Source organism: Anaerolineae bacterium (assembly GCA_025062375.1).
Lineage (GTDB): Bacteria > Chloroflexota > Anaerolineae > SpSt-600 > SpSt-600 > SpSt-600.
This window is the reverse complement of sequence record JANXAG010000021.1, coordinates 1-21,607: the sequence shown is the minus strand read 5'-3', so window position 1 is coordinate 21,607 and position 21,607 is coordinate 1. Positions and strand designations below refer to the sequence as shown.

Sequence of the window (21,607 nt, the reverse complement as noted above, 5' to 3'; positions counted from 1 at the left end):
GGCCTGGGATGTCATCTCTCGCTTTCCTCGTAAAAGAAGAAGCGCCCGAAATTGAAAGAACTTTGTTTCAAGAAAACAAGCTGGCCAGAATTTTCACTGGGATTACGATAATTTCCGCTGTATTTGTAGTGGCTATCTCTGAGTGGGCCATTAAAAAACCCACAGGAAACATCGCTCTTTCGGCTTTCATAAGCGAGGCGGGTTCCGTCTGCCTTTATTTCCTGGCCCCAATTTGGTTCATGCTTTGGCGTCAAAAAGAGGAGAAAGCCCTGAAAATCGCTTTCTTCTTCTACCTTTTCAGTCTCATTGTAATGGCTGCGGTGGATTACTTAACGAAAAGTGGACTCAGGCAGGAACTGCACCTATCTCAGCGTGTCAGCAGTGTTGGACTGCTGTGGGGTCTTCTCATGCTCCTCCCATGGCTTCCCCTTGCTTTTCTGGCTAAACGCTACCCCTTAAGTGCTCAGAGGATAGGCCTTAGCGGTATTGGATGGAAGGAAAATATATTCATCGGCCTGTTAGCAGGAGCTTTCCTGGGAGCCCATATGTTACTGGTAGTGACAGCCATAGGGAGGAAGTTGGTCTTCAATCCCTGGCCTTACACCGTTTGGCTTTTGGGGTACGAGCTTGGGATCCAATCTTTAGGGGAAGAGCTTTTCTTCCGGGGTTTCCTGTTCAATTACTGGCACAACTACCGGGGTATGGGTTTCTGGTCCTCTGCTTTCTTAAGCGGATTCCTTAATGTGGCTGTTTACATGGTTAAAGCTCTCTGGATAAGTTACGCTCCTTTGACCCTGGGAGCCCAATTTTATATCATGACCATGGCTGTTACCAATGCAGCCCTCTTCCGGTGGAGAGGGAGTATTTTGAGCTGCTGGGCGAGCAATGCTCTTTTCAGCCTTTTAGCTTCTTTGGTGGTAGGCTGATGATGAGGAAGCAAAATCTCTGGCCAGCCGTTGCTTCGTGGATTTTTGTGTTAATTATAACGTGGGTTATCTATAAGGCTCCGCCCGGAAGCCCACTTAACGCCTTTCGCTACCTTTATTTCATCCCCATAATTTTAGTTTCAATCCTATACGGTCTCGCCCCGGGGCTCTTTGGAGCTTTCCTAGTGGCTTCCTTTATGCTACCTAACGTCCTGAAAGCAGCAACGGAAGGGTTTTTTTCTGAGCATCTTCTCTCCCTCTTAGCAGAAATATTGCTCCTGGTTTTAAGCCCTGTGGCGGTAGATCAGTGGCTTGGGAGCCAGAGAAGGCAGAGGGATTTCTACAAGGCTCTGAGTGACCTTGGGGAGCTTCTGGCTTCCCAAAAGGAATCCGATGCCCTGTTGAAAACCTTGCTGGAAAGCTTGGTTCAGCTTACTGGTTCCACATGGGGCGAAATCGTCATGAAAGAGAACGGTTCCTTAATCCGGAAAGCCTTCTGGGGTGAGCCTACTTCTCGCAAACTTCACAGGCCCCTACCTCAAGGGGTTCACAAAACTCTGGCAGATTTAGTTATACAGGAAGGTAAAAGTGTGGTATCAGCCAACCTGGAACTTGACCCCCGTTTCTTTCGCTGGGTTGATACCCCCGTGACGTTCAGCTCATTCATAGCTATTCCTCTCAGGTTACAAGGCGAACCTGTAGGCCTTGTGGCTTTAGCGAACAAACCCGAAGGCCTTTACACTTCTCAGGAAATCCGGATGATAAAAGCCGTGGTGTCAAAGGGAGAGATAGCTTTAGAAAACCTTAAACTTCTGGAAAGAGAAAAAAGGCGCGCCGCAAAGCTTGCTGCCTTAAATGAAATCGCTCGTGTTGTAAGCTCGGTTATGAACCTTAGACTTCTTTTCACCCTGGTGCACAATGAAATTTCACGCTTGATGAAGGCCGAAAACTTCTACATCGCTTTGTATGACCCTGAAACCGAAACTGTTGAGTTTGCCTTTGTAGTGGAAGAAGGCCAAATCAAAGAGGGGGCTAAACGAAAAGTAATCCCTGGCAGAGGTCTAACTGAATATATTATCTTTTCAGGTAAGCCTTTGCTCCTTTCTGCAGATGCAGAGGAAAAGCTTAAAGGCCTTGGGGTTGAGCCAGAGGGAGAGGGTCCCTTTGCCAGGAGTTGGCTCGGTGTCCCTCTTATAGCAGGCGATAGGGTCACAGGAGCAATGGTCGTCCATAGTTATGAGGGGGAAAACCTTTACTCTCAGGACGATCTGGAAGTCCTCCAGAACATAGCTTATCAGACAGCCATTGCCATTGAGAACGCTCGTCTCCTGGAGCGAACGGATAAAGCGCTTGCCCAAAAAGTTAAGGAGTTGACCATTCTCTCGGAATTGGACCGGGAAATGGCTTTGGCCTCTTCAGATTTGGACCGCCTCCTGAAGCTTGTAGTGGAAAAGGCTGTGGCATACACTGGTGCTGATGCAGGTCTTCTGGCCTTAGTTGAAGAGAAGAACGGGGGAAGGGGTCTCTACCTCAAAAGTTCGGTGGGTTATCCCCCGATAATCGAACAATACATAAATAACCCTTATCCTCTTGAAAGAGGCATAACGGGAAGGGTGGTGAGAACCGGTCAGGCTGTTCTCTGCCCTGATGTGCGGGAAGATCCTGATTATGACCCTGTAAGGGAGTCAACCCTTTCGCAACTTACGGTTCCCATATTCCTGGAGGGAAAAATTTTAGGGGCAATCACCCTTGAAAGTTCCCATCTCAATGCCTTTACGCGAGAGGACTTGAATTTTATCAGCAGCCTGGCGGATAGAGCAGCCATTGCCATTAACCAGGCCAGGCTCTTTGAAGAAGTCCGCCGGGCCTCAGAAGCCAAAAGTGCCTTCATAGGCGATATATCCCATGAGCTCAGGAATCCTCTGACTTCTATCAAGGGTTACACTGATCTAATCCTTGCAGGCAAATCCGGCCCCCTGAGCGAGCGGCAGGAAGAACTTCTCCGGAAAGTTCGTTCTAACGCCGAAAGGATGGAGAAACTTCTGAGGGATTTAAGTGAGCTTTCCAAAATAGAGGCTGGGAAAATTCCTATGGATATCACCTCCGTTAATCTCAAGGAGTTAATCGCGGAGTTGGTGGATTCGTGCTGGGAGAAAGCAGCGGATAAGGGCTTAACCGTCCATATGGAAGTGGATGATGACCTCCCACCTGTAAAAGCTGATCGTTTGAGAGTCACGGAAATCCTTTCCAACCTTATGGATAATGCCTGTGCTTATACTCCGCAAGGGGGCAAAATAACTGTAAGAGCTTTCAGGGAGGACAAATTTGTCAGGGTAGAGGTAGAAGATACAGGCATAGGTATTCCGCCTGAGGAGCAGCCCAAAATATTCGGGCGCTTTTTCCGGGGCTCTCACCCTATGGTTCGTGAGCGCCAGGGGACAGGCCTTGGGCTTCATATAGCCAAAAAGCTTGTGGAAATGCAGGGAGGAACGATCTGGTTCAAGAGCTTCCCTGGCAAAGGCTCCACTTTTATCTTCACTTTGCCCGTCTGGGAGTAAAACGGAGGCGAAGATGGCGAAAATACTTGTGATTGAGGACGAAAAAGATATACTGGAATTAGTGGAAATTTCCCTTCAATTAGGTGGTTTTGAGGTGGCAAAAGCTATTGATGGCCTTGAGGGCCTGGAGAAAGCTATCAGCGAAAAGCCAGACTTGATCCTTCTTGATATAAAACTTCCAAAGCTTTCGGGCTACGATGTATGCAAAAAGCTCAAAGAAATTCCCATTACAAAAGACATTCCCGTTGTTTTCCTCACCGCCAGAGGCCAGGACCATGAAATTAAGGCCGGCTTTGAGTCAGGGGGAGATGATTATATAGTCAAACCCTTCGCTCCCGATGAGTTACCGCGGAGGGTTCGGGAGATATTGAGCAGGTTCAAAAGATGAGCGCTATCATTATTGACGGAAGTCTTGTCCACTATGAAACGATGGGGCGCGGCAAGCCTCTGATTTTCCTCCATGGCTGGCTTGGTTCCTGGCGCTACTGGCTTGGGAGCATGGAGGAATTATCTCCTTATTTCAAAACCTACGCATTGGATCTCTGGGGTTTCGGTGATTCCGACAAAACTTATGAACGCTTCTCCCTTCTGGACTATGTGAGGCTTCTGGAAGCTTTTGTGGAAAACATGGGTATCATTAGATTTCACCTGGTGGGACACTCTTTAGGGGCTGTGGTGGCTGTGCGATTTGCAGCCATTCATCCAGAGAAGGTGGAAAAACTTGTGGCTGTGAGCCTGCCTGTAACCGGAAATTCCCTGAACCCAGCCCTTTTCCAGGGGAACCGCTTCATCAGGCTTATCCCTCAGGAGTATCCCGAGCTCCAGATGGAAGTGCAAAAGGCATCTCCAAAGGCTATAGAAAAAAGTGCGTGGTCCGTGAGGGAGCTGGATTTACGCCTGGAGCTGCTCAACCTCAGGGTTCCAACCTTAGTCATTTACGGCGATAAGGATGGGATTATTAACCCAGAGAATTTCGGGGCTTTCAAAGATTTTAAAGCTCCACTGCGTTTTCTCGGCATACCTGGGGCCCGGCATTTCCCAATGTTGGAGGAATCCTCCAAGTTTAACCGCCTTCTCAAGGAATTTCTAGCTCTTGGGGTTGATTTAGAAAAGCTGGAAATAAAGCATGAGTGGCGAAGGAAGATGGGTTAATGGAGGTAAAAATGCCTAAAATTTCCAGAACTCACCTCGGATTTGCTCTGGCTTTTTTGGCGGGTTTTCTTCTGGGCTGGCTGGTAATAGGGTGGTGGCTGTGGCCTGTTCAATGGATTAATACCGACCCCTGGGACCTCAGGCCAGAATTTAAGAAGCAATACATTCTAATGGCGGCTGATTCTTACGCCCTTTCTTCCAATCCTGAATTGTTGAGGGAGCGTTTCAGGGGATGGCCTCCCGAAGATCTGGCGGCTTTTATAGATGAGGTTAAGCGAGAGAATCCCGGAAACGAGCTTCTGGCCTCGCGCCTTGAAACCATTAGATCCGCTTTAAACCTCCCGGAGCCCGGGATAACGCCAGCTGTTCCTGAACCTCCTAAGAGGGGCTTAAAGGTCTCTTTAATCTTCTGGGGTTCGCTGGCACTATTAATTTTCCTCATAGCGTTGGGTGTTATCTACAGAGCCTATAAGGATAAGTTAACTCAATGGGCAAGACAATCTTCCAGACGTTCGACTAAATCTGCGCCGGAGCCAAAAGTGGTTGAAGGTGAGTACAGGGAATTTCCCCTCTTAGCCCGTTATTCATCCAAGTATACGTATGGTGATGTACGCTTCGCCGAATCTTTCCCCATTGAAAGCCCGCAGGGGGATTACCTGGGGGAATGCGGTATTGAGAGTTCTGAGCTTGTAGGTTCGGGTGATCCTCCCAGGATTGGAGCCTTTGAGGTGTGGCTCTTTGACAAAAACCTTAACCGAACTATTTCCAAAATCATAACGATCCCCGGGGCTGATGAAGCGATGCGGGCCAGCTTGAAATCTTTTTCCATTTCCGGCGAAGTGCTTCAGGCTGAGAAGGGCGGAATTATTAGCCTGGTTACGGACAACCTGGAAGTTCGGGTTACTATTAATGACCTGGCGCTGGGGAACGGGGGAACCTTTTTCACCCAACTTTCAACAACTTTTGAAATATTCCAGAAAAAAAGATGAACCTCACAATAAGCTTTGAAGGGCCTCTTTTCAGGGTCAGGCCACTTTGGGCTTTCGTGGCTGGGTTTCTGGCTTCGGGTAGCCCTTTTTCTCTATCCCGGCTTCTCCTTCTGGCCTTTCTGGTAGAGGGAGTAATGCCTGGGTGGTGGCGTTCTCTTGAAGCTCTTTTCCGGGGAAATTTCCCCTCACTTTCTGCGGCGGGGGAAAGGCCTTTGTCCATACCCTATGCAGTCCCTGGTTCCCTTGCCTGGAAGGCTATGAAAGGATTGGGGCGTATTATAGCCTGGTGGGAGGAGTTTTTCTGGCCCGAACGGGGAAAAATTGCAGGCTCTTTTCTTCTGTTTACCTTGCTCGGTCTTTCTCTGGCCTTTTTTCAGAATCCCAAACTGTGGCCCGTACTCTCCATAGCGAGTGTTTTAGGGGTGGCTGGAGTTTTATCTATTAGGCGTGATAGGGATCCAGCCCCGTGGAAGGCTTTCTATGATATAACTATCCCCTGGCTTGCAGGATTTATAGCGGACCACCCTGTAGGGTTTCTGCCTTTTCTGTGTGCTGTTAGCTTTGGGATTATGGCGTGGGGGTTGGAGAGCAAGAAGGCCTCGTGGGGGGAGTGGCTGGTTTTTGGGCCCCTCGGATTCCTCTTCCTGGCGCTCTGGTTTAAAGGGCATTTCCTTATAGCTGGAGGATTAGCGTGTCTGGGGCTGGGGCTTTTAGGGGAGAAGGGCAAAAGCCGTTACTCCTTCGTGCTTCTGGTTCTTTTCCTTGTAGCTTGGGCCCTCAGGTGAATAAATTTAAGCGCGATGTGGCGAAGGTGTGCCGTTGGGTTCACTATCCCTGGCAGGTATGGCCACAGGTGGTTCTGGAAGTAAAGTGCATTGAATTTGACTTTTGGGTCTTTTTGGATATAATCAATCATGGTAACAACTGCGTTGTCGCAGTGTTTAATTTTATAGAAGGACCGCGGGTCAGGAAAACATAGCTCCCGAAGGAGGGGGTAAATATGAGTCTTGTAGTAATCCTTATAGCCATTGTGGTTATCCTTCTTGGTTACGGCTGGTATGCCCGCACCATTGACCGAAAGATTATTCAGCCTGACCCGAAGAAAGCCACTCCAGCTAAGATGTATATGGATGGGGTGGACTTTATTCCTACCAGCCGTAATGTGCTTTTCGGGTATCAATTTAAATCCGTAGCAGCCCTTGGCCCTATCCTTGGCCCCATTATCGCTCTCCAGTGGGGATGGCTTCCTGCTATTCTGTGGATTTTGCTTGGAACTACATTCATCGGTTGGGTCCAGGACTACAGCAGCATAATCGTGGGGGTTAGGGAAGAGGGGCAGACCTTTGGAGCCCTGAGCTACAGGCTTATTTCCCCTGCCGCCAGAGTTCTCCTCTTGATTTACATCTACTTCTACCTGCTGATGATCATGGGGGCCTTCGGAATCGTGGTAGGTTTTACCCTCCTAACCAATCCTGTTGTCCCCATGGGCGTGATAATCATATCTCTGGCTGGCTTGCTTATGGGCCAGATGCTTTACCGCTGGAAGCAGGATATCATCCTGACCACAGTAATAACAGTGATAATTGCTTTTGTGGGCATCTGGCTTGGCACCCTTCCCGCTGTTAAGAACTTCTTCAGCTTCATTTACGGATACAGGGTTGTGGAGGGTAAGACGGTTTCTCCCACCCTCTTCCTCCAGGTGACTCAGGCAGGATTTATTGGGAGCCTCATGGTTCTTGTCTTCTGCTATCTTGGTTCCGTGCTTCCCATCTGGCGTTGGGCTCAGCCTATTAACTACGTCTCCTTCTGGGTGGTATTACTCGCCCTTGTTGGTGGAGTCATCGGCTTGCTGATAGGGCGCCCTGGTTTCGGAGACTTCCCGGCCTTTACCGGCTTTATAAGCCTCGCTAAACTCCCGCTCTGGCCCATGCTCTTCGTGACTATAGCATGCGGCGCTATCTCGGGCTGGCACTCCCTTGTGGGTTCCTCCGGCACCGCCCGCCAGCTTGAGAAGGAGGTGGATGCCCTCCCGGTAGGTGGTGGGGCCATGTTCCTGGAGATGTCCTTCGCCGTTCTGGCCTTCCTCGTCGGCACAGCGGGCTTTGGCACCTTCAAGGGCTATCAGGATGCAGGCGGATGGGGCGCTCCTGCTAGGGTATTTGCCACGGGTCTTTCCAACTTCATGAACTACTGGGGCATTGATGCTCTTCTGGGTAAAGGCTTCGGTGTAGCTTACGCTTCGGTCTTCCTCTGCGTTATGGCTCTCACCATTATGCACCTGGTAGTCCGTTTCATGAGGGTGGCCAGCGCTGAGCTGCTCGGCGACCGCTTCCCGATCCTGAAGAACGCGCACGTAGGCACCATTATCGCTTTGCTCTTCACAATCTTCTTCATCTGGTTTGCTCCCTTCATCCAGATCTGGGGTATATTTGGAGGAGCTAACCAGCTTATGGCCGCCCTGGCTCTCCTCCTCGTCACCATGTGGCTCAGGCTCAAGGGCAAGAATTACCAGTGGACTTTCTGGCCTTTCGTATTCATGTATGTAACTACCGTCGCGTCCCTCATCTACTCAGCCTACAGGGCTTTTGGCATAATGCTGCCTGCTGCTAAGACCTGGGATGCTCAGGTAGCCCAGATAACCATAGGAGTCTGCGCTGTAATCTTGGCAGTAGCTGGTCTCTACCTGGGCTGGGAGGCCCTGCAGGCTGTAAGGAGGGTTAAGCCAGAAGTCGTCAAGGCTTCCGAATAAAAACCGTTAAGGCCTGCGGTCCGTGGTGCCGGGTGCTCTTCTAGGGTGCCCGGCACCTTTTCTAAAGAGGGAAGCCTATGGAACCGTTGAGGATAGAGGTTATAGCGCCTATACTGGAAAGTTACGGACTCTGTGTCTCTTGCCAGGTCCTTATGCAGGAAGCAGGGCTTAAAACCGAAAGTTCAGACTATCCACCCGAATGGAAAGAGGATTTCCGGCGGTTAGTGGATTGGGTCCTGGAACTTTCCAGGTCTTATGGGGATAAAGTTTACATAATCCTCATAGATCCCAGGTCCCTTCAGGGCCTGTGGAGATGTCTCCGTCATCGGGTTAGCCGTTACCCGAGCTTTATAATCCAGGGCAAAAGGTATTATGTGGGCTGGGATAAAGAAGCGCTGCGCAGGGTCATTGATTCTTTTCTGGCTTCTTAAGCCAGTCCACGGCCATTTCTGAGGCGAACTTTCCAGATTTTTCCTCTGTTCCGTTGGTGGAAAGCCGGGCGTAAAGAATGCCAGAGGCTTCCTATCCCCACGTAGCCGAATCCGCCGGCATAGAGAAGGAAAAAGGGAGCGGCCCAGTAGAATCCTTTGATCCAGGCTACTGCTAAGGTTAATAGGGCGTAAAGGGCCAGAAGGATTTCTCCGAAGGCCACTTTTTCTGTTTTTATGGCATATGGGCTGCTTTCCCATTCCCCTTCTCTGCGGTAGAGGCGGAATTTGGGGGTTCTCTCAAACCTCCCTTTCCTCCTAAGCAATGCTTCAACTATGGCAATGGTGTTGTTGAGGGCAATTCCTATCCCCACAAGGGCTAATAAGGGGAAAAAGATCATCTCTTTTGGTCCCTTTTCCGGGTTTCTGAGCGCAGCTACGAAGTAGACCAGGGGCGGTCCAAAACTCGCGATCATCACGTAGGTCAGGGGAAAATGGACTTTTATATCCTGAAGGATAAGGGGCAGGATAAGGATAAGAGAGAGAAGCATGAGGGGGTGAACCAGGTAGCTTCCGAGGTGCAGTAAGGCTTCAAACTTGTGGAAAGCGGGTCGCGAGGAGTTGAGCACAGCGGGGGAAAGCTTCAAAAGGCACTGAATTGACCCCTTTGCCCACCTTCTCTGTTGAGCTTTAAAGGCATTCAACTGAGGTGGGATTTCAGCGGGGACTACAACCTCTGGTAGGAAAAGACATTCCCACCCTTTGAGCTGAGCCCTGTAGCTCAAGTCCAGGTCTTCGGTTAAGGTATCGCTTTGCCATCCTCCGGCGTCTTCTATGCAACTTTTGCGCCATACCCCGGCTGAACCATTGAATCCCATGAAAAGGCCCGCCCTCTGGCGAGCAACCTGTTCCACCAGAAAGTGACCATCCAAGGCCAGGGCCTGTGCCCTGGTGAGAGGCGAATATTCCCGGTTGAGATGTCCCCATCGGGTTTGGAGCATTCCCAGGCGGGGGTTCTGGAGGAAATAGGGTATTGTTCGGCGGAGGAAATCCGGTGGAGGGACAAAGTCGGCGTCAAATATGGCGATGAATTCTCCAGCGGCCCTTTCCAGCCCTTCGGCCAGAGCCCCTGCTTTGAATCCATTCCTCCCATCTCTGTGGATCAGGGCTATGTTGAGGCCTCGGGATTTCCATTCCCTCACCTTTTTCAGAGCAATCTTTGTGGTCTCGTCATCGGAATCGTCCAGGACCTGGATTTCTAATTTTTCCCGGGGATAATCCAGGCGAGCCAGGGCTTCTATGGCTCTATCCACCACGCTGGCTTCGTTGTATATCGGCAGCTGGACGGTTACTGAAGGCCATTCTCCTTTTAAGGGTGGAGGTGGGGCCAGCTTACGTCTGAAGTGTCGGAAGTAAAGGGCCAGAATAACCAGCTGATTGAATCCGAAGAGGGCCAGAGCCAATGCTACAAGGATGTAAAGCCACGTTAGCAACTTTTCCTACCTCCTTAGAAGAAAATTGAAACAAAGAAAATGATAGCACTTCCCCAGAGGAAGTGCAAAAACAACCGATTTCTGTGCGAGGAGTTCGTCATCAGGTGCCCTTAGAGGGGAAGCACCGGAGGAGGGAGTGGGCTTCTGTCGTTTTCTGAGGGTTCGCCTGATAAGTCCTGAATAACCTCGTGGGGGGTTGACCTGTTAAAGCTATCCCAATAAAATACCCTCTGAGGCGCAATCCCGGTAGAGGTAAACAGAAATGAAAGTGCATAAAGCTCTTGCGGAAGTAAAATATCGTCCCATACTCAAGAGAGCAGGCCTGAAGAGGGCCTGGAAAGAGACGGAGCGCAATTTTATCATAATCCACATTGATGCCCTGGCTTACGATTACCTGCTCAAGGCCCTTCAGCGCGGGTATATGCCTTTTGTGCGCAAACTTCTGGAAAGCGGAAATTACAGGCTCGCTCTTTGGGATTGCGGTCTTCCCAGTGCTACCCCTTCTTTCCAGGCCGGCCTTTTTTACGGGGAAAACTTTGATATTTGCGGGTTTCGCTGGTATGAAAAGGACAAGGAAATCACAATAGAAGGCAAAAATCCTCAATCAATGCACATCGTTCAGGAGCGAATCGCCAGAGGCAGGATTGCCCTCCTCAAGGGAGGAGCCGCTTACTTTTCAATGCTGGATGGAGGAGCTACCACTGCCATGTTCACCCTCGGAGCCATGAACTCTTCCCATTTCCTGCAGAGTTTGAGAGGCGCTGCCTGGGCTTTATTGTTCCTCCTCAACCCCATCAGGTTCCTGCGGATCTTTGCCCTATCTGTGTGGGAATATGCCCGGTGGTGGGTCAAAAAGACCTTCCGCACTTTTTTTCCCTCCCCCTTGCCCTGGACCAAGAAGCCTTTCTTTAACATAGTGGTGAACGTGCTTTTTCGGGAAATGCAAACCTACGCCTGTTTGATGGATATTTACCGCAATCTGCCTGCCATTTATACCAATTACTACGGTTACGATGAAGTGGCTCACCAGACAGGGCCTGCTTCCGAGGAGGCATTACGGGTGCTTAAGGGGATTGATTCTCAGATAAGGCAAATCTTCAAGATGTGTTCCCGGGAGCCCTTTAACCGATACGATATTTTTATATTATCCGACCACGGCCTGACTCCATCTATACCTTTCCGGGAAGCTTTCGGGCAGAGCTTCGGGGATTTTGTCAGAGAACTGGTGAAGGAGGCAGCCCTTAAGGAATTTTACGGTCCGGAAAGGGTGGAATACAGAGGCCCATGGCGCAAGTTTCTGAGCATACTGCGGTCTGTGAGACCATGGCCTTTTTGGGAGGAAGAGGAGAAGCTTCCCGAAGGCACGGTGGTGGTATCCTGTTCAGGTCCCCTGGCGCACATTTACTTTACCTCACACCGAAGGCCCCTTTCCCTCAGCCAGCTCACCACCTTGTATCCGGGGCTACTGGAAAAATTGCTGGGGCATCCAGGGGTGGGCTTTATTGCCCTGAGGGAAGGGGAGGAAATTCACTTTCTCTCTCCAAGGGGATCAATTGTGTGGAGAGAAGGCAAAGTTTACGGTGAGCTTTCCTTCCTGGCCTCTTATGGAAAACCTGAGGAAGTAGCCATGGAGATGGCCCGTCTGGTGTCCTTCCCGCACGCTGGGGATTTGGTGGTGGTGGGAGCTATGAAGAAAAAAAGCGTCATAGTAACTTTTGAGGATCAGATAGCCACCCATGGGGGGCCAGGTGGGGCTCAGACCAGGGCCTTCATCATTTATCCTGACCACATTCCCCTCAAAGTCAGCCCCCGGACCAGGGCCCGCGATCTCTACTACTTCTTTCTGAATTTTTACAGAAAGGATTTAAACCTCAAGACGCTCGGGGTGAGAGTAAACTCTGAAGCTGTCCCCTCTGGCGTACCCAACCAGAGTGATGCCCCATTTCTCCGCCAGCTCCACAGCCCGAGCTGTAGGGGAAGTGCGGGAAACGAGGAAGGTGACCCCCATCTTGGCGGCTTTCAGCAGCATTTCGGCGGAAATTCGCCCGGTGGTTAAAATTACCTTGCCTTCTGTCTCAATCCCCTCAAGGAGGCAATGCCCTTTGATTTTATCCAGCGTATTGTGCCGCCCGATATCTTCCGCTACCCAGAGGATTCTTTCCCCATCGCTTATGGCCGAGGAGTGAATCCCTCCGGCTTCGCGGTAGGAAACGGAAGAGCGATATAGCTCATTCAAGAGGGAGAAAATCTTTTCCGGAGCAAGACAAGGGCCTCCTTCAAGGTGAAGGTCCGTTTCCCCCGTCAGGTGAGTAACCCCTTGCCCGCACCCAGAGGTTATAACCTTTCGGGAGGGCAGGGTTATATCGTGGTAAAGGACTACTTCCACAACCCCGGAATTCTCACAGACCCGAACCACGACCACATCTTCCAGCCCTTTTATAACCCCTTCCAGGTACAGAAAACCTAAAGCCAGCTCTCTAAGGTGCTGGGGAGTGCAGTAGAGGCTGACCCAATCCTGACCATTGACCCTCAAGACCAAGAGGGATTCTTCGGGCAGAGGCTTCGGGACCCTCTCAAACCCTCCGTGATGGTACTGGAGCACTCTGAATTCCCGCACTCAACTCTCCCTTTAGTTTCCTGCGAGCCTCTTCCAGAGCGATCTGGTAGATTTCTTTGACCGGCAGGCCCATTTCCTTTGCCACTTTCCGACAATCCTCGTATTCGGGGGCCAGATTAAGGATTTGCCCTCCTTTTCTGGCGACTTTCACCCTGATTTCCCCAAAGGGGGTGAGAACTGGCACTTCTTCTCTCTCAAGTTTCCACCGCTTTGCCCTGTAAGCTCTTACCCCTATGGTGGTGCTTTCAGCAAAAATTGTGTCCAATACTGGTGCGAGCTTTTCATCCTTAAGCAACACCCCGAGCTTTACCCCTGGCCTTCCTTTCTTCATCTGGAGTGGGGTTAGATAGACATCAAGGGCACCCGCTTCCATAAGTTTTTCCAGGAGGTTTTCAAACCACTGAGGGTTCATATCGTCAATGTTGGCTTCAAGGACTGTCACGTAATCTTCTTCGTAGCCGGCTATTTCTTCTTCTCTGACCCCGATGCAGAGGCGCAGGAGGTTAGGAAAGGGCAGGTCCCACAGCCCTGCTCCATACCCTACCTTTTCCACTTTAAATGGAGGGGGGCTGCCGAAAGAACGGGCCAGGGTTGTCAATATGGCTGCCCCGGTAGGGGTGAGAAGTTCGGCTTCCACATCCCAGCCGTATACAGGGACACCTCTTACGAGTTCCATGGTGGCCGGGGCGGGGACTGGCAAGGGGCCATGGGCGCCTTTCACCATCCCGTAGCCAAGGTGGAGAGGCGAGACATAAACTTCTTCTACCCCGAGGAGTTCAAGCCCGAGGATGCTGCCCACTACGTCCACGATGGCATCTACTGCTCCTACTTCGTGGAAGTGAACTTTCTCCACCGGGATGTCGTGAACTCTGGCTTCGGCTTCGGCCAGGCGGCGGAAAACCCTCAGGCTCAAGGCTTTGACCTTTTCCGGGAGCGAGCTTCTCATGATTATTTCTTCAATCTCTGGCAGGCCCCTTTCCTCCTGAGGTTCTGTTACCTTCACTTCTACGAATGTCCCGGCAATCCCTCGCTTTTTAACCCGGGAAGCGGTAATAGAATAACCGCCGATCGGCAGGGTTTTCAAGCCCTCTATGAGGCTTTCCAGCTCCAGACCTGCATCTATGAGGGCTCCCAAGATCATGTTCCCGCTGGCTCCGGCGAAGGCTTCAAAGTAGGCTATTCTCATGCTCAGTCCTCACTGGTTTATAAGGTGGGCAACGTATCCAGCCCCGAAGCCGTTATCTATGTTGACCACCACCACGCCCGGAGCGCAGGTGTTGAGCATGGTTAGAAGCGAAGCAAGCCCGCCCCAGTGGGCTCCGTATCCCACACTGGTGGGAACTGCCACAACGGGGCGAGCTACCAGTCCTCCCACTACGCTGGGGAGTGCTCCCTCCATCCCCGCCACCACCACAATAACATTGGCCGAAAAGAGCTTGTCCTGGTAAGCTATCAACCGGTGCAAACCGGCTACCCCCACGTCGTAGAGGCGTTCAACGGAGCTGCCCAAAAGTTCTGCTGTTACCGCTGCTTCTTCGGCTACCGGGATATCGGCCGTGCCTGCTGTTATGACCAGCACCGTTCCCCGGCCCGTTTTGGGGGCCGGTTGCCCGAGGAATACTATCCTGGCCTCCGGGAAGTATCTGGCTTCGGGGAAAGCGCTGGTAACTGCTTCCACCACTTCCGGGAAAGCCCTCGTGGCCATAACTCGCCCGCTTTTTTCGTAAAGGCGCCTCATAAGTTCCACCACCTGTGCGGGGGTCTTGCCCGGGCAAAAGATAACTTCGGGGAACCCTTTCCTCAGCGCCCGATGGGTATCCAGGCGGGCAAATTCCAGATCCTCAAAAGGGAAACCTCGCAGGGCCTCAAGAGCTTCCTCCACACTCTTCTGGCCTTCCCTGACCTCTTCCAGCAACCGGCGAAGTTTTTCCCTGTCCATCAAGCTCCTCCGGGTCTGTAACCTTCCAGGTCCAGGACCACATAGGTATATCCGATAGCCTTCAGAGCTGAAGCGATCTCCTCTGCCCTTTCCACCACTTTACCCATCTCCTCCTTCCCCACCTCTATGCGGGCGATCGGGTAATGGTGGCGAACTCTGACCATCTTAAGCCCCAAGGAAATCAGGAAATCTTCCGCTTTTTCCACCATGGCAAGCTCTCTTAGGGTTATGGGCGTCCCTCTGGGAAAGCGGGTTGCCAGGCAGCTCTCAGGGGGCTTGTCCCATGTGGGGAGCCCTGCCAGGCGGGAGAGGCGGCGTATCTCTTCTTTGGAGAGGCCTACCTCTTTCAAGGGGCTGAGGACTCCAAGCTCCTTTACGGCTTTAGCGCCCGGCCGAAAATCGCGATCATCATCGGTATTGGAGCCTTCCACTACGCACTGGAAACCTTCCTCTCGGGCCAGGTCTATAAGCCTGGAGAAATTCTCCTTCTTGCAGAAGTAACAGCGTTCTGGAGGATTGGCTAAGAATTGAGGGTCATTTATCTGGTCTGTGGGGAGGAAAAGATGGCGTGCTCCCAGTTCTTCTGCCAACTGGGCAACTGCCCGGCGCTCCCGAGCGGGGACCACTGGCGAGATGAGCGTAACTGCCAGAACTTTTTCCGGCCCCAGAGCTTTCAGAGCAGCCCACAGGAGAAAGGAGCTATCCACTCCTCCGGAGAGAGCCACCACAACGCTTCCAAGCCCAGAAAGATAGTCCAAAAGCTTCTGCTCTTTGACAAACTCTTCTTCCATCGCCTTCTCCTTCCGGTATCGTTGCCAAAATTATAAGCTAATAGGTCCTTTTTGCCAAAAGCAATTTTGAGGGCTAAAATGGTGATGATGGTAAAAATAGGATTTAACGGCTGGTTCCTGAAAAGGCTGGAGACAGGATCCGGGCAGTATTCCAGGAAACTCCTGGAAGTTCTGGCCTCCAGAGCCGAGGTCAGGGTTTTAATTCCTGAGGCCCGGCATTTACCGGAGAGCAAAGGCCTGCTCAACCTTTATAAGGTTTGGTTTGAAAGCGTGCTCTTTCCCCGCTACTGCCTCAAGGAGCAGGTTGACGTGGCTTTTGTGCCATACATGGGCCCTCCGCTCTTTTCCCCCCGGCCCCTGGTTGTCACCGTTCACGACCTCATCCCTTTTCTTTTCCCCGAGTACTCTTATTCCCCAGCGGTGAAGCTCTACAATGCCCTTGTGAAAAAGGCCGTCCCGAAAGCTCGCTTTATCCTGGCTGACTCAGCTTCCACCAGGGGCGATGTCCTAAGATGCTTTAAGATAAGCCCGGAAAAGGTGGAAGTAGTTTATCCTGGAATAGGGGAAGAGTTCAGGCCGGTGGAGGACAGAGCCGGAGCAGAAGAGGTCGTGAGAGGGTATGGGATAAGGGGCCCCTTTTTCCTTTATCTTGGGGGTTTTGACCGCCGCAAGAACCTGGGCCTCCTCTTGGAAGCTTATTGCCTGTTCAGGGAAAGATGCCCAGGCGAAGTGCCAGCTCTGGTAATAGCAGGAAAAGTCCCCTCTCGGGAAAGCCCGGTTCTCATTAATCCTTTGAAGATGGTTCTGGAAAAGGGACTTAAGGGCAGTGTCCTCTTTACTGGCTGGATAGCCGAGGAGCACAAACCTGCCCTTTATTCCCTGGCCGAAGCTTTCGTCTTTCCATCCCTGTACGAAGGCTTCGGCTTTCCTCCCCTTGAGGCGATGGCCTGTGGGTGTCCGGTCCTGGCCTCTTCTTCCTCGTCGCTTCCGGAGGTTCTGGATGGCGGGGCTTTGCTTCTTGACCCTCGCGATCCTGAAGAGTGGGCTGCGAGCATGGAGAGAATTCTCAGAGAACCCGAGCTTTCTCAGGCTCTGAGAGAGAAGGGGCTGAGGAGGGCCAGGGAATTTTCCTGGGAAACTACCGCTCTCAGTGCTCTCAGCATCCTGGAGAAAGCCGCAGGGCGTGGGAACCCCTGAATTCTTCGGGGGTTGCGCTCTCACAAATTTGAAGGGGAGACTCTTTGAATCTAAAGCCTGCTTTCCCCAGAAGTTCCGCTGTAAGGCAGAGGGGTAAACCCATCACATTGGTGTAACAGCCCCGGACTTCAGCTACCGGTCGGAAATCTTCTTCCTGCACTCCGTAAGCGCCGGCTTTATCCAGAGCCCTGCCCGAACCGACGTAAGCTTCAATTTCTTCAAGGGAATAATCCCTCATGAGGACAAGGGTGCACTCTACCCCAACTAATTCCAGGGATGGGGGGACAAGCACAGCCACCCCGGTGAAGACCAGGTGGCTGCGTCCCTTAAGGGCCAGAAGCATCTCTCGGGCGTGCTTTTCATCCTGGGGCTTGCCCAGGATATTCCCTTCAAGAAATACAATGGTGTCGGCTGCCAGGATTACATGGCTGGAGTTAAAGTCGCAAACAGCCCTCGCTTTGGCCAGGGCTAACCGTTTAACCATCTCCTGGGGACTTTCGCCTTCCAGCGAGCTTTCTTCCACTGGTTTTGAGACAACCTCGTAAGGAAGGGCGAGCTTTGCCACAAGCTCGCGCCGGCGTGGAGAAGAGGAGGCCAGGAGGATTTTGCGCATTTTACCTTTCACTCAAAAAGGCTTACGAATCGGAATTCGGTTACATCCACCAGCCCTTTGTCGGTAAGCTTGAGTTCGGGGATCACCGGGAGCGCGAGGAAACTGAGCGCCATGAAAGGTTCTTCCAGGATGCAACCGAGGGCTTTGGTGGCTTCCGTTAGCTCTTCCAGTTCAGCTTCTACTTCATAAGCCGATTTTTCGCTCATAAGGCCGGCTATTGGTAGAGGAAGCCGCGCCAGAACCTGCTCATCAGCCACCGCTACGAGCCCTCCTTTCATGGCTTCAATTTCCCTCACAGCTCTCATCATTTCTTCATCGCTTACCCCTACCACCACGATATTGTGGGAGTCATGGGCTACGGAGGAAGCTATTGCTCCTTTCTTGAGGCCGAACCCTTTAACCAATCCTTTGCCCATGTTTCCTGAAGCGGTATGGCGCTCAATCACCGCTATTTTTAGGATGTCCCTTTCTACGTCCGAAACCACGTAGCCATCTACGACTTTGGCTTCGGTGATGAGCTTGCGGGTTACAATTTGGCCCGGGATTATCTCAATCACTTTGACCCTGGAAGACTGGGCCGGGATTTTGAAATCAACTCCTTCCCACTTTATGTTCATGGAGCTCCGAAGGGGGATTGAGCGCTGGGGCCTTTCCCACGGGATTATTTTGCCATCCTCGGCCACCAGAGTTCCAGCCCGCCAAACTTTGAGGATACGGAATTCCTTGAAGTTATCAAAAAGAACCATATCGGCCTGGCGGCCCACGGCAATAACCCCAAGATCTTTAAGCCCGAAGTACTCCGCAGGGTTCAATGTTGCCATCTGGATAGCCAGAATGGGGTCAACGCCCTGGTCTATGGCCAATCTTATTATGTGGTCAATGTGCCCTTCCCTTATGAGGTCCCCAGGATGCCGGTCATCGGTCACGAACATCATCCGGCGGGCGTTGGTCGGAGTGACCAGGGGCAGAAGGTCCCTTAAGTTTTTAGCCGTGGACCCTTCCCTGATCATCACATACATTCCGAGGCGGAGCTTTTCCCTGGCCTCTTCAAGGGTAGTGCACTCGTGATCTGAGCCTATCCCGGCGGCTATGTAGGCTGCCAGATCCTTTCCCGTTAGACCGGGGGCATGACCATCAATGGGGTGGCCTCGGGCTGAGGCAATTTTAGCCAGGACCTCCCCATCGCCGAAGATAACGCCTGGATAGTTCATCATTTCGGCTAATCCCAGGACCCATGGGTTGCTGAAGAGAGGGGCTATATCGTATGAGGCCAGCTGGGAGCCCGAAGTTTCCATATCCGTAGCCGGCACACAGGATGGAAGCATTACATACACGCTCAGAGGGTTATATTTGCTGGATTCCAGCATATATCTTATCCCATCAAGGCCCAGGACATTGGCGATCTCATGGGGGTCTATAATCACTGTTGTTGTTCCGTGGGGGACCACGACCTTTGCGAATTCGGGTATAGTAAGCATGGAGCTTTCAATGTGGACGTGGCCGTCAATAAAGCCAGGGCAGAGATAGTAGCCATCCAGGTCCAGGACTTCCTTCGCTCTGTATTCCCCAAAGCCCACGATTTTGGTCCGAGCTACCGCTACATTAGTGAGATAAATTTCTCCTGAGAGGACATTGACGAGGCGAACGTTTTTCAAAAGCAGGTCAACTTCCTCTTCGCCTCGCGCGTATTTGATGATTCTGCTCAGTTCCATAAACCCTCCCCTCGCGGCTTTTGGAAATTATACCTTAACCACCAATTTAAGGCAATCCTCCGCACCTCCCGCCCGAATTCGCGAGAAAGCTCCCCAAAGTTTTTGGGGGAACTTTTAGATATGGCCCAGGAAAATTGCTGTTTCACCAATACAGATGGTATAATTTAAGCAGGATTCGCTCTGAGGGGACTTTAAATGAGCGTCCGCTTTTCTGCCAACATGATGGGTGGCCACACCGATGGCTCCCAGGGGATAGTCCAGCCCGGGCAGGCGATGTTCCAGGCCAACAACCGGCAGGGGGGTTGCGACCCTGCCCGCATGCTTCGCATCCTGGCCCTCTTGGCCGCGCCGGTTTACGACCCCCGCCGGCCGTATTGCTTCCCACCGCCTATGGACCTGCAGTGGGAATGGCAAAAACTGAGCCAGAAGGTTGAGGAAAGCCGTGCTCCCATCTTTCTCACCCGCCTTGTCCCACCCACGCTGGATTCCCTGCGCCGCGCCCTATCTCCCCGTGCCAGAGCCCAGGGCCTTTTCCCCGATATCCTCCACTTCAGCGGCCATGCCTGGTCCGAAGGCCTTTTGCTGGAGGACGAACTGGGACAGATAGACTACGCCACTACCGACAAAATCCTGGAAGCCCTGAAGGACCTACCCGGCCCATTGAATCTGGTCGTCCTCAACGGCTGCGAATCGGCGGCCGACGTTCGCTCTGTAGCTCAGGCGCTGGTGAATAGTGGTAAAGCCCGCGCTGTGGTGGGCCACACCCGGCGTGTCTATGACTTTGAGGCAGTCCACTTCGCTGCTTATCTTTACGCCGAGCTCACCGACGGGTTCCCGCTTAAAGAAGCCGTTGCTCGTGCTCAGCGCGCCATCACCACCCACGAGGTGGTGCTGCTGGGCGACGCAGACCTCCGCTTTGAGTGTTTCACCGGGGGCGAGCCCTGTATAGACGATGGCCGTCCGCCCGGAAATCTTCCTCCCCGTCCGGGACTTTTCTTCGGCCGGGGTTCTCAGCTGGTGGGGATTGCCGCCGCGCTGGCCCACCCACCCCGGGTGGTGGTCATCTCGGGTCCAGCGACCATAGGCAAGACATCTCTGGCGCTGGAGGCGGCCCACCGCAATGCCTGGCGCTTTTCCGGTGGCGTCGCCTTCGCCAAAGGCTCCTATCCGGAAAATACCTGGCCAAATACCGCCGATGACTTCTTCTACAGCCTGGCTGAGGCCCTTGGTCTGCGCCCGGAGCCAGGCAGGGTTACCGAGGCTTTGACCCTTTACACCGACCGGCAGCCCACCCTCCTGATTCTGGACAATGTGGATACCCTTCCTCCGCAGGAACTGAAACGCTTGCGGCAGTTTCTGGAGCGCTTGGGTGGAAGAAGTGCGGCGCTCGTCATGGCCCGATCACCACAGCGGTCTCTGGAAGAACTTCCCTGCGCCTGGCCCATATCCATCCACGAAGGCATCGGCATTGAGGCGGCGGCCTTTTATGCCCTGCGGCTGGCATGGGAGCGAAAAGTCCCTATCGGGGAGGAGCAGGCTAAAGAAATTGCCCTGGCTACCGACGGCCATCCCCATCTGGTGAACCTTCTTGTGGCCCAGGCCCGGCGGCGAGACCTGGAGGCATTCCTGCAGGAAATAAGGGAGCGCAGGGGCGATTTCCAGAAACAGCTGGAAAAGGTGTATGAATGGAGTGCCAGCCTTCTGGAAGAGAGGGGGCAGTTGAAAGCCTGGCAGACGTTGCTCCTTTTTCCTGGTGGTGTAGCCCCGGAGAGCCTTCTCCGGGCGGCGGCCGGAGAAGAGGCTATATCTGCCCTGCTGGAAGCCGCTCTGGCCGACTTTGATCCTGTGTTCCAATCCTGGCGCTGGCACGCCACCGTGGCGGAGTATGCTCGCCTCCACTGGCCTCTGACCGACGACAAACGCTTTGCACATCTGACTTCGCTTTTGCCGGAGTGGACGAAGTGGGTTGAGAATCTTCAACCCAACACTCCGGAGACAGCCCGCCGTCTGGAGGTCCAGCAGGTCAACCTGGAAGCAGTCCTGGGCGAGGCTGCGCGTCTACCCAGGGAGCTGCTTCGGGGCTTGCTGCGGTCGCTGGACAAAGTTTTGCCTCCTCCTGATAGAACCCTGGCCCTGCGAGCTTTTGAGGAACGGGTATATCGGACATGGGTGGAGCTGGCGGCGGAAGATGCCGAACGCGCAACAGCGCTTGGTATGCTGGGCCTGGCTCTTTCCTCCCTTGGTCGTTTGGAGGAGGCGCTGAAAGCTACGGAGGAAGCTTTGGGGATTTACCGTGGGCTTGCGGAAGTCAATCCCCAGGCTTTTCTGCCATACCTGGCCGGAAGTCTCAACAATCTGGGCAAAGTGCTTTCCGGTCTTGGTCGTTTGGAGGAGGCGTTGAAGGCTACGGAGGAAGCTTTGGGGATTTACCGTGGGCTTGCGG

Annotated in this window: 17 protein-coding genes and 1 pseudogene; 11 read left to right on the top strand and 7 right to left on the bottom strand. The window is 52.6% G+C overall.

Annotated elements, in window-relative coordinates:
- Positions 1–8 precede the first annotated feature (8 nt).
- The 8 genes from NZ653_06795 to NZ653_06760 all read left to right on the top strand — a co-directional run bounded on the left by NZ653_06795 (position 9) and on the right by NZ653_06760 (position 8,805).
- Positions 9–926: a hypothetical protein gene (locus NZ653_06795; protein ID MCS7286821.1), complete on the top strand. Its 918-nt coding sequence runs from the start codon at positions 9–11 to the stop codon at positions 924–926.
- The gene (locus NZ653_06790) at positions 926–3,484 is read left to right on the top strand and encodes a GAF domain-containing protein (protein ID MCS7286820.1); all 2,559 of its coding nucleotides are present in this window, start codon (positions 926–928) and stop codon (positions 3,482–3,484) included. The genes NZ653_06795 and NZ653_06790 overlap by 1 nt, the downstream gene beginning before the upstream one ends.
- Positions 3,485–3,497: 13 nt before the next feature.
- Positions 3,498–3,872 carry a response regulator gene (locus tag NZ653_06785; GenBank protein MCS7286819.1) on the top strand — a complete coding sequence of 125 codons (375 nt, stop codon included), beginning with the start codon at positions 3,498–3,500 and terminating at the stop codon, positions 3,870–3,872.
- Positions 3,869–4,636 carry an alpha/beta hydrolase gene (locus NZ653_06780; GenBank protein MCS7286818.1) on the top strand — a complete coding sequence of 256 codons (768 nt, stop codon included), beginning with the start codon at positions 3,869–3,871 and terminating at the stop codon, positions 4,634–4,636. Before NZ653_06785 ends, NZ653_06780 begins: the two co-directional genes overlap by 4 nt.
- An 11-nt stretch (positions 4,637–4,647) precedes the next feature.
- Positions 4,648–5,625, top strand: coding sequence for a hypothetical protein (locus NZ653_06775; GenBank protein MCS7286817.1), 978 nt, complete (start codon positions 4,648–4,650; stop codon positions 5,623–5,625).
- Positions 5,622–6,410 carry a hypothetical protein gene (locus NZ653_06770; GenBank protein ID MCS7286816.1) on the top strand — a complete coding sequence of 263 codons (789 nt, stop codon included), beginning with the start codon at positions 5,622–5,624 and terminating at the stop codon, positions 6,408–6,410. The genes NZ653_06775 and NZ653_06770 overlap by 4 nt, the downstream gene beginning before the upstream one ends.
- Before the next feature lie 215 nt (positions 6,411–6,625).
- A complete protein-coding gene (locus NZ653_06765; GenBank protein MCS7286815.1) occupies positions 6,626–8,374 on the top strand; it encodes a carbon starvation protein A in 1,749 nt (582 codons plus the stop codon).
- Positions 8,375–8,451: 77 nt separating this feature from the next.
- Positions 8,452–8,805, top strand: a complete 354-nt coding sequence (locus NZ653_06760; protein MCS7286814.1) for a hypothetical protein — start codon at positions 8,452–8,454, stop codon at positions 8,803–8,805.
- Here the strand turns inward: NZ653_06760 and NZ653_06755 are convergent.
- Positions 8,802–10,295: a glycosyltransferase family 2 protein gene (locus tag NZ653_06755; protein ID MCS7286813.1), complete on the bottom strand. Its 1,494-nt coding sequence runs from the start codon at positions 10,293–10,295 to the stop codon at positions 8,802–8,804. The genes NZ653_06760 and NZ653_06755 overlap by 4 nt on opposite strands.
- Positions 10,296–10,557: 262 nt before the next feature.
- On the opposite strand from NZ653_06755, the pseudogene NZ653_06750 reads away from it, so the two are divergent.
- Positions 10,558–11,454: pseudogene (locus NZ653_06750) on the top strand (alkaline phosphatase family protein).
- A 705-nt stretch (positions 11,455–12,159) separates the two neighbouring features.
- Here the strand turns inward: NZ653_06750 and fdhD are convergent.
- Genes fdhD through larE form a run of 4 tightly spaced genes read right to left on the bottom strand, consistent with a single transcriptional unit; the run spans position 12,160 to position 15,642 of the window.
- Positions 12,160–12,912, bottom strand: a complete 753-nt coding sequence (gene fdhD, locus NZ653_06745; GenBank protein ID MCS7286812.1) for a formate dehydrogenase accessory sulfurtransferase FdhD — start codon at positions 12,910–12,912, stop codon at positions 12,160–12,162.
- Positions 12,869–14,098: a nickel pincer cofactor biosynthesis protein LarC gene (gene larC, locus NZ653_06740; protein ID MCS7286811.1), complete on the bottom strand. Its 1,230-nt coding sequence runs from the start codon at positions 14,096–14,098 to the stop codon at positions 12,869–12,871. The genes fdhD and larC overlap by 44 nt, the downstream gene beginning before the upstream one ends.
- A 9-nt stretch (positions 14,099–14,107) precedes the next feature.
- The gene (larB, locus tag NZ653_06735) at positions 14,108–14,851 is read right to left on the bottom strand and encodes a nickel pincer cofactor biosynthesis protein LarB (GenBank protein ID MCS7286810.1); all 744 of its coding nucleotides are present in this window, start codon (positions 14,849–14,851) and stop codon (positions 14,108–14,110) included.
- Positions 14,851–15,642: an ATP-dependent sacrificial sulfur transferase LarE gene (gene larE / locus NZ653_06730; protein MCS7286809.1), complete on the bottom strand. Its 792-nt coding sequence runs from the start codon at positions 15,640–15,642 to the stop codon at positions 14,851–14,853. Before larE ends, larB begins: the two co-directional genes overlap by 1 nt.
- A gap of 78 nt (positions 15,643–15,720) precedes the next feature.
- On the opposite strand from larE, the gene NZ653_06725 reads away from it, so the two are divergent.
- The gene (locus NZ653_06725) at positions 15,721–16,839 is read left to right on the top strand and encodes a glycosyltransferase family 4 protein (GenBank protein ID MCS7286808.1); all 1,119 of its coding nucleotides are present in this window, start codon (positions 15,721–15,723) and stop codon (positions 16,837–16,839) included.
- Here NZ653_06725 and NZ653_06720 read toward each other — a convergent pair.
- Complete coding sequence (locus NZ653_06720; protein ID MCS7286807.1) at positions 16,799–17,452, bottom strand: Maf family protein; 654 nt, start codon at positions 17,450–17,452, stop codon at positions 16,799–16,801. The genes NZ653_06725 and NZ653_06720 overlap by 41 nt on opposite strands.
- Positions 17,453–17,460: 8 nt before the next feature.
- On the bottom strand, positions 17,461–19,164 hold the full coding sequence (gene ade / locus NZ653_06715; protein MCS7286806.1) for an adenine deaminase: 1,704 nt from the start codon (positions 19,162–19,164) through the stop codon (positions 17,461–17,463).
- Between the two features lie 195 nt (positions 19,165–19,359).
- Here ade and NZ653_06710 point away from each other — a divergent pair.
- On the top strand, positions 19,360–21,607 hold a 2,248-nt coding region (locus NZ653_06710), incomplete at its 3' end, for a CHAT domain-containing protein (GenBank protein ID MCS7286805.1).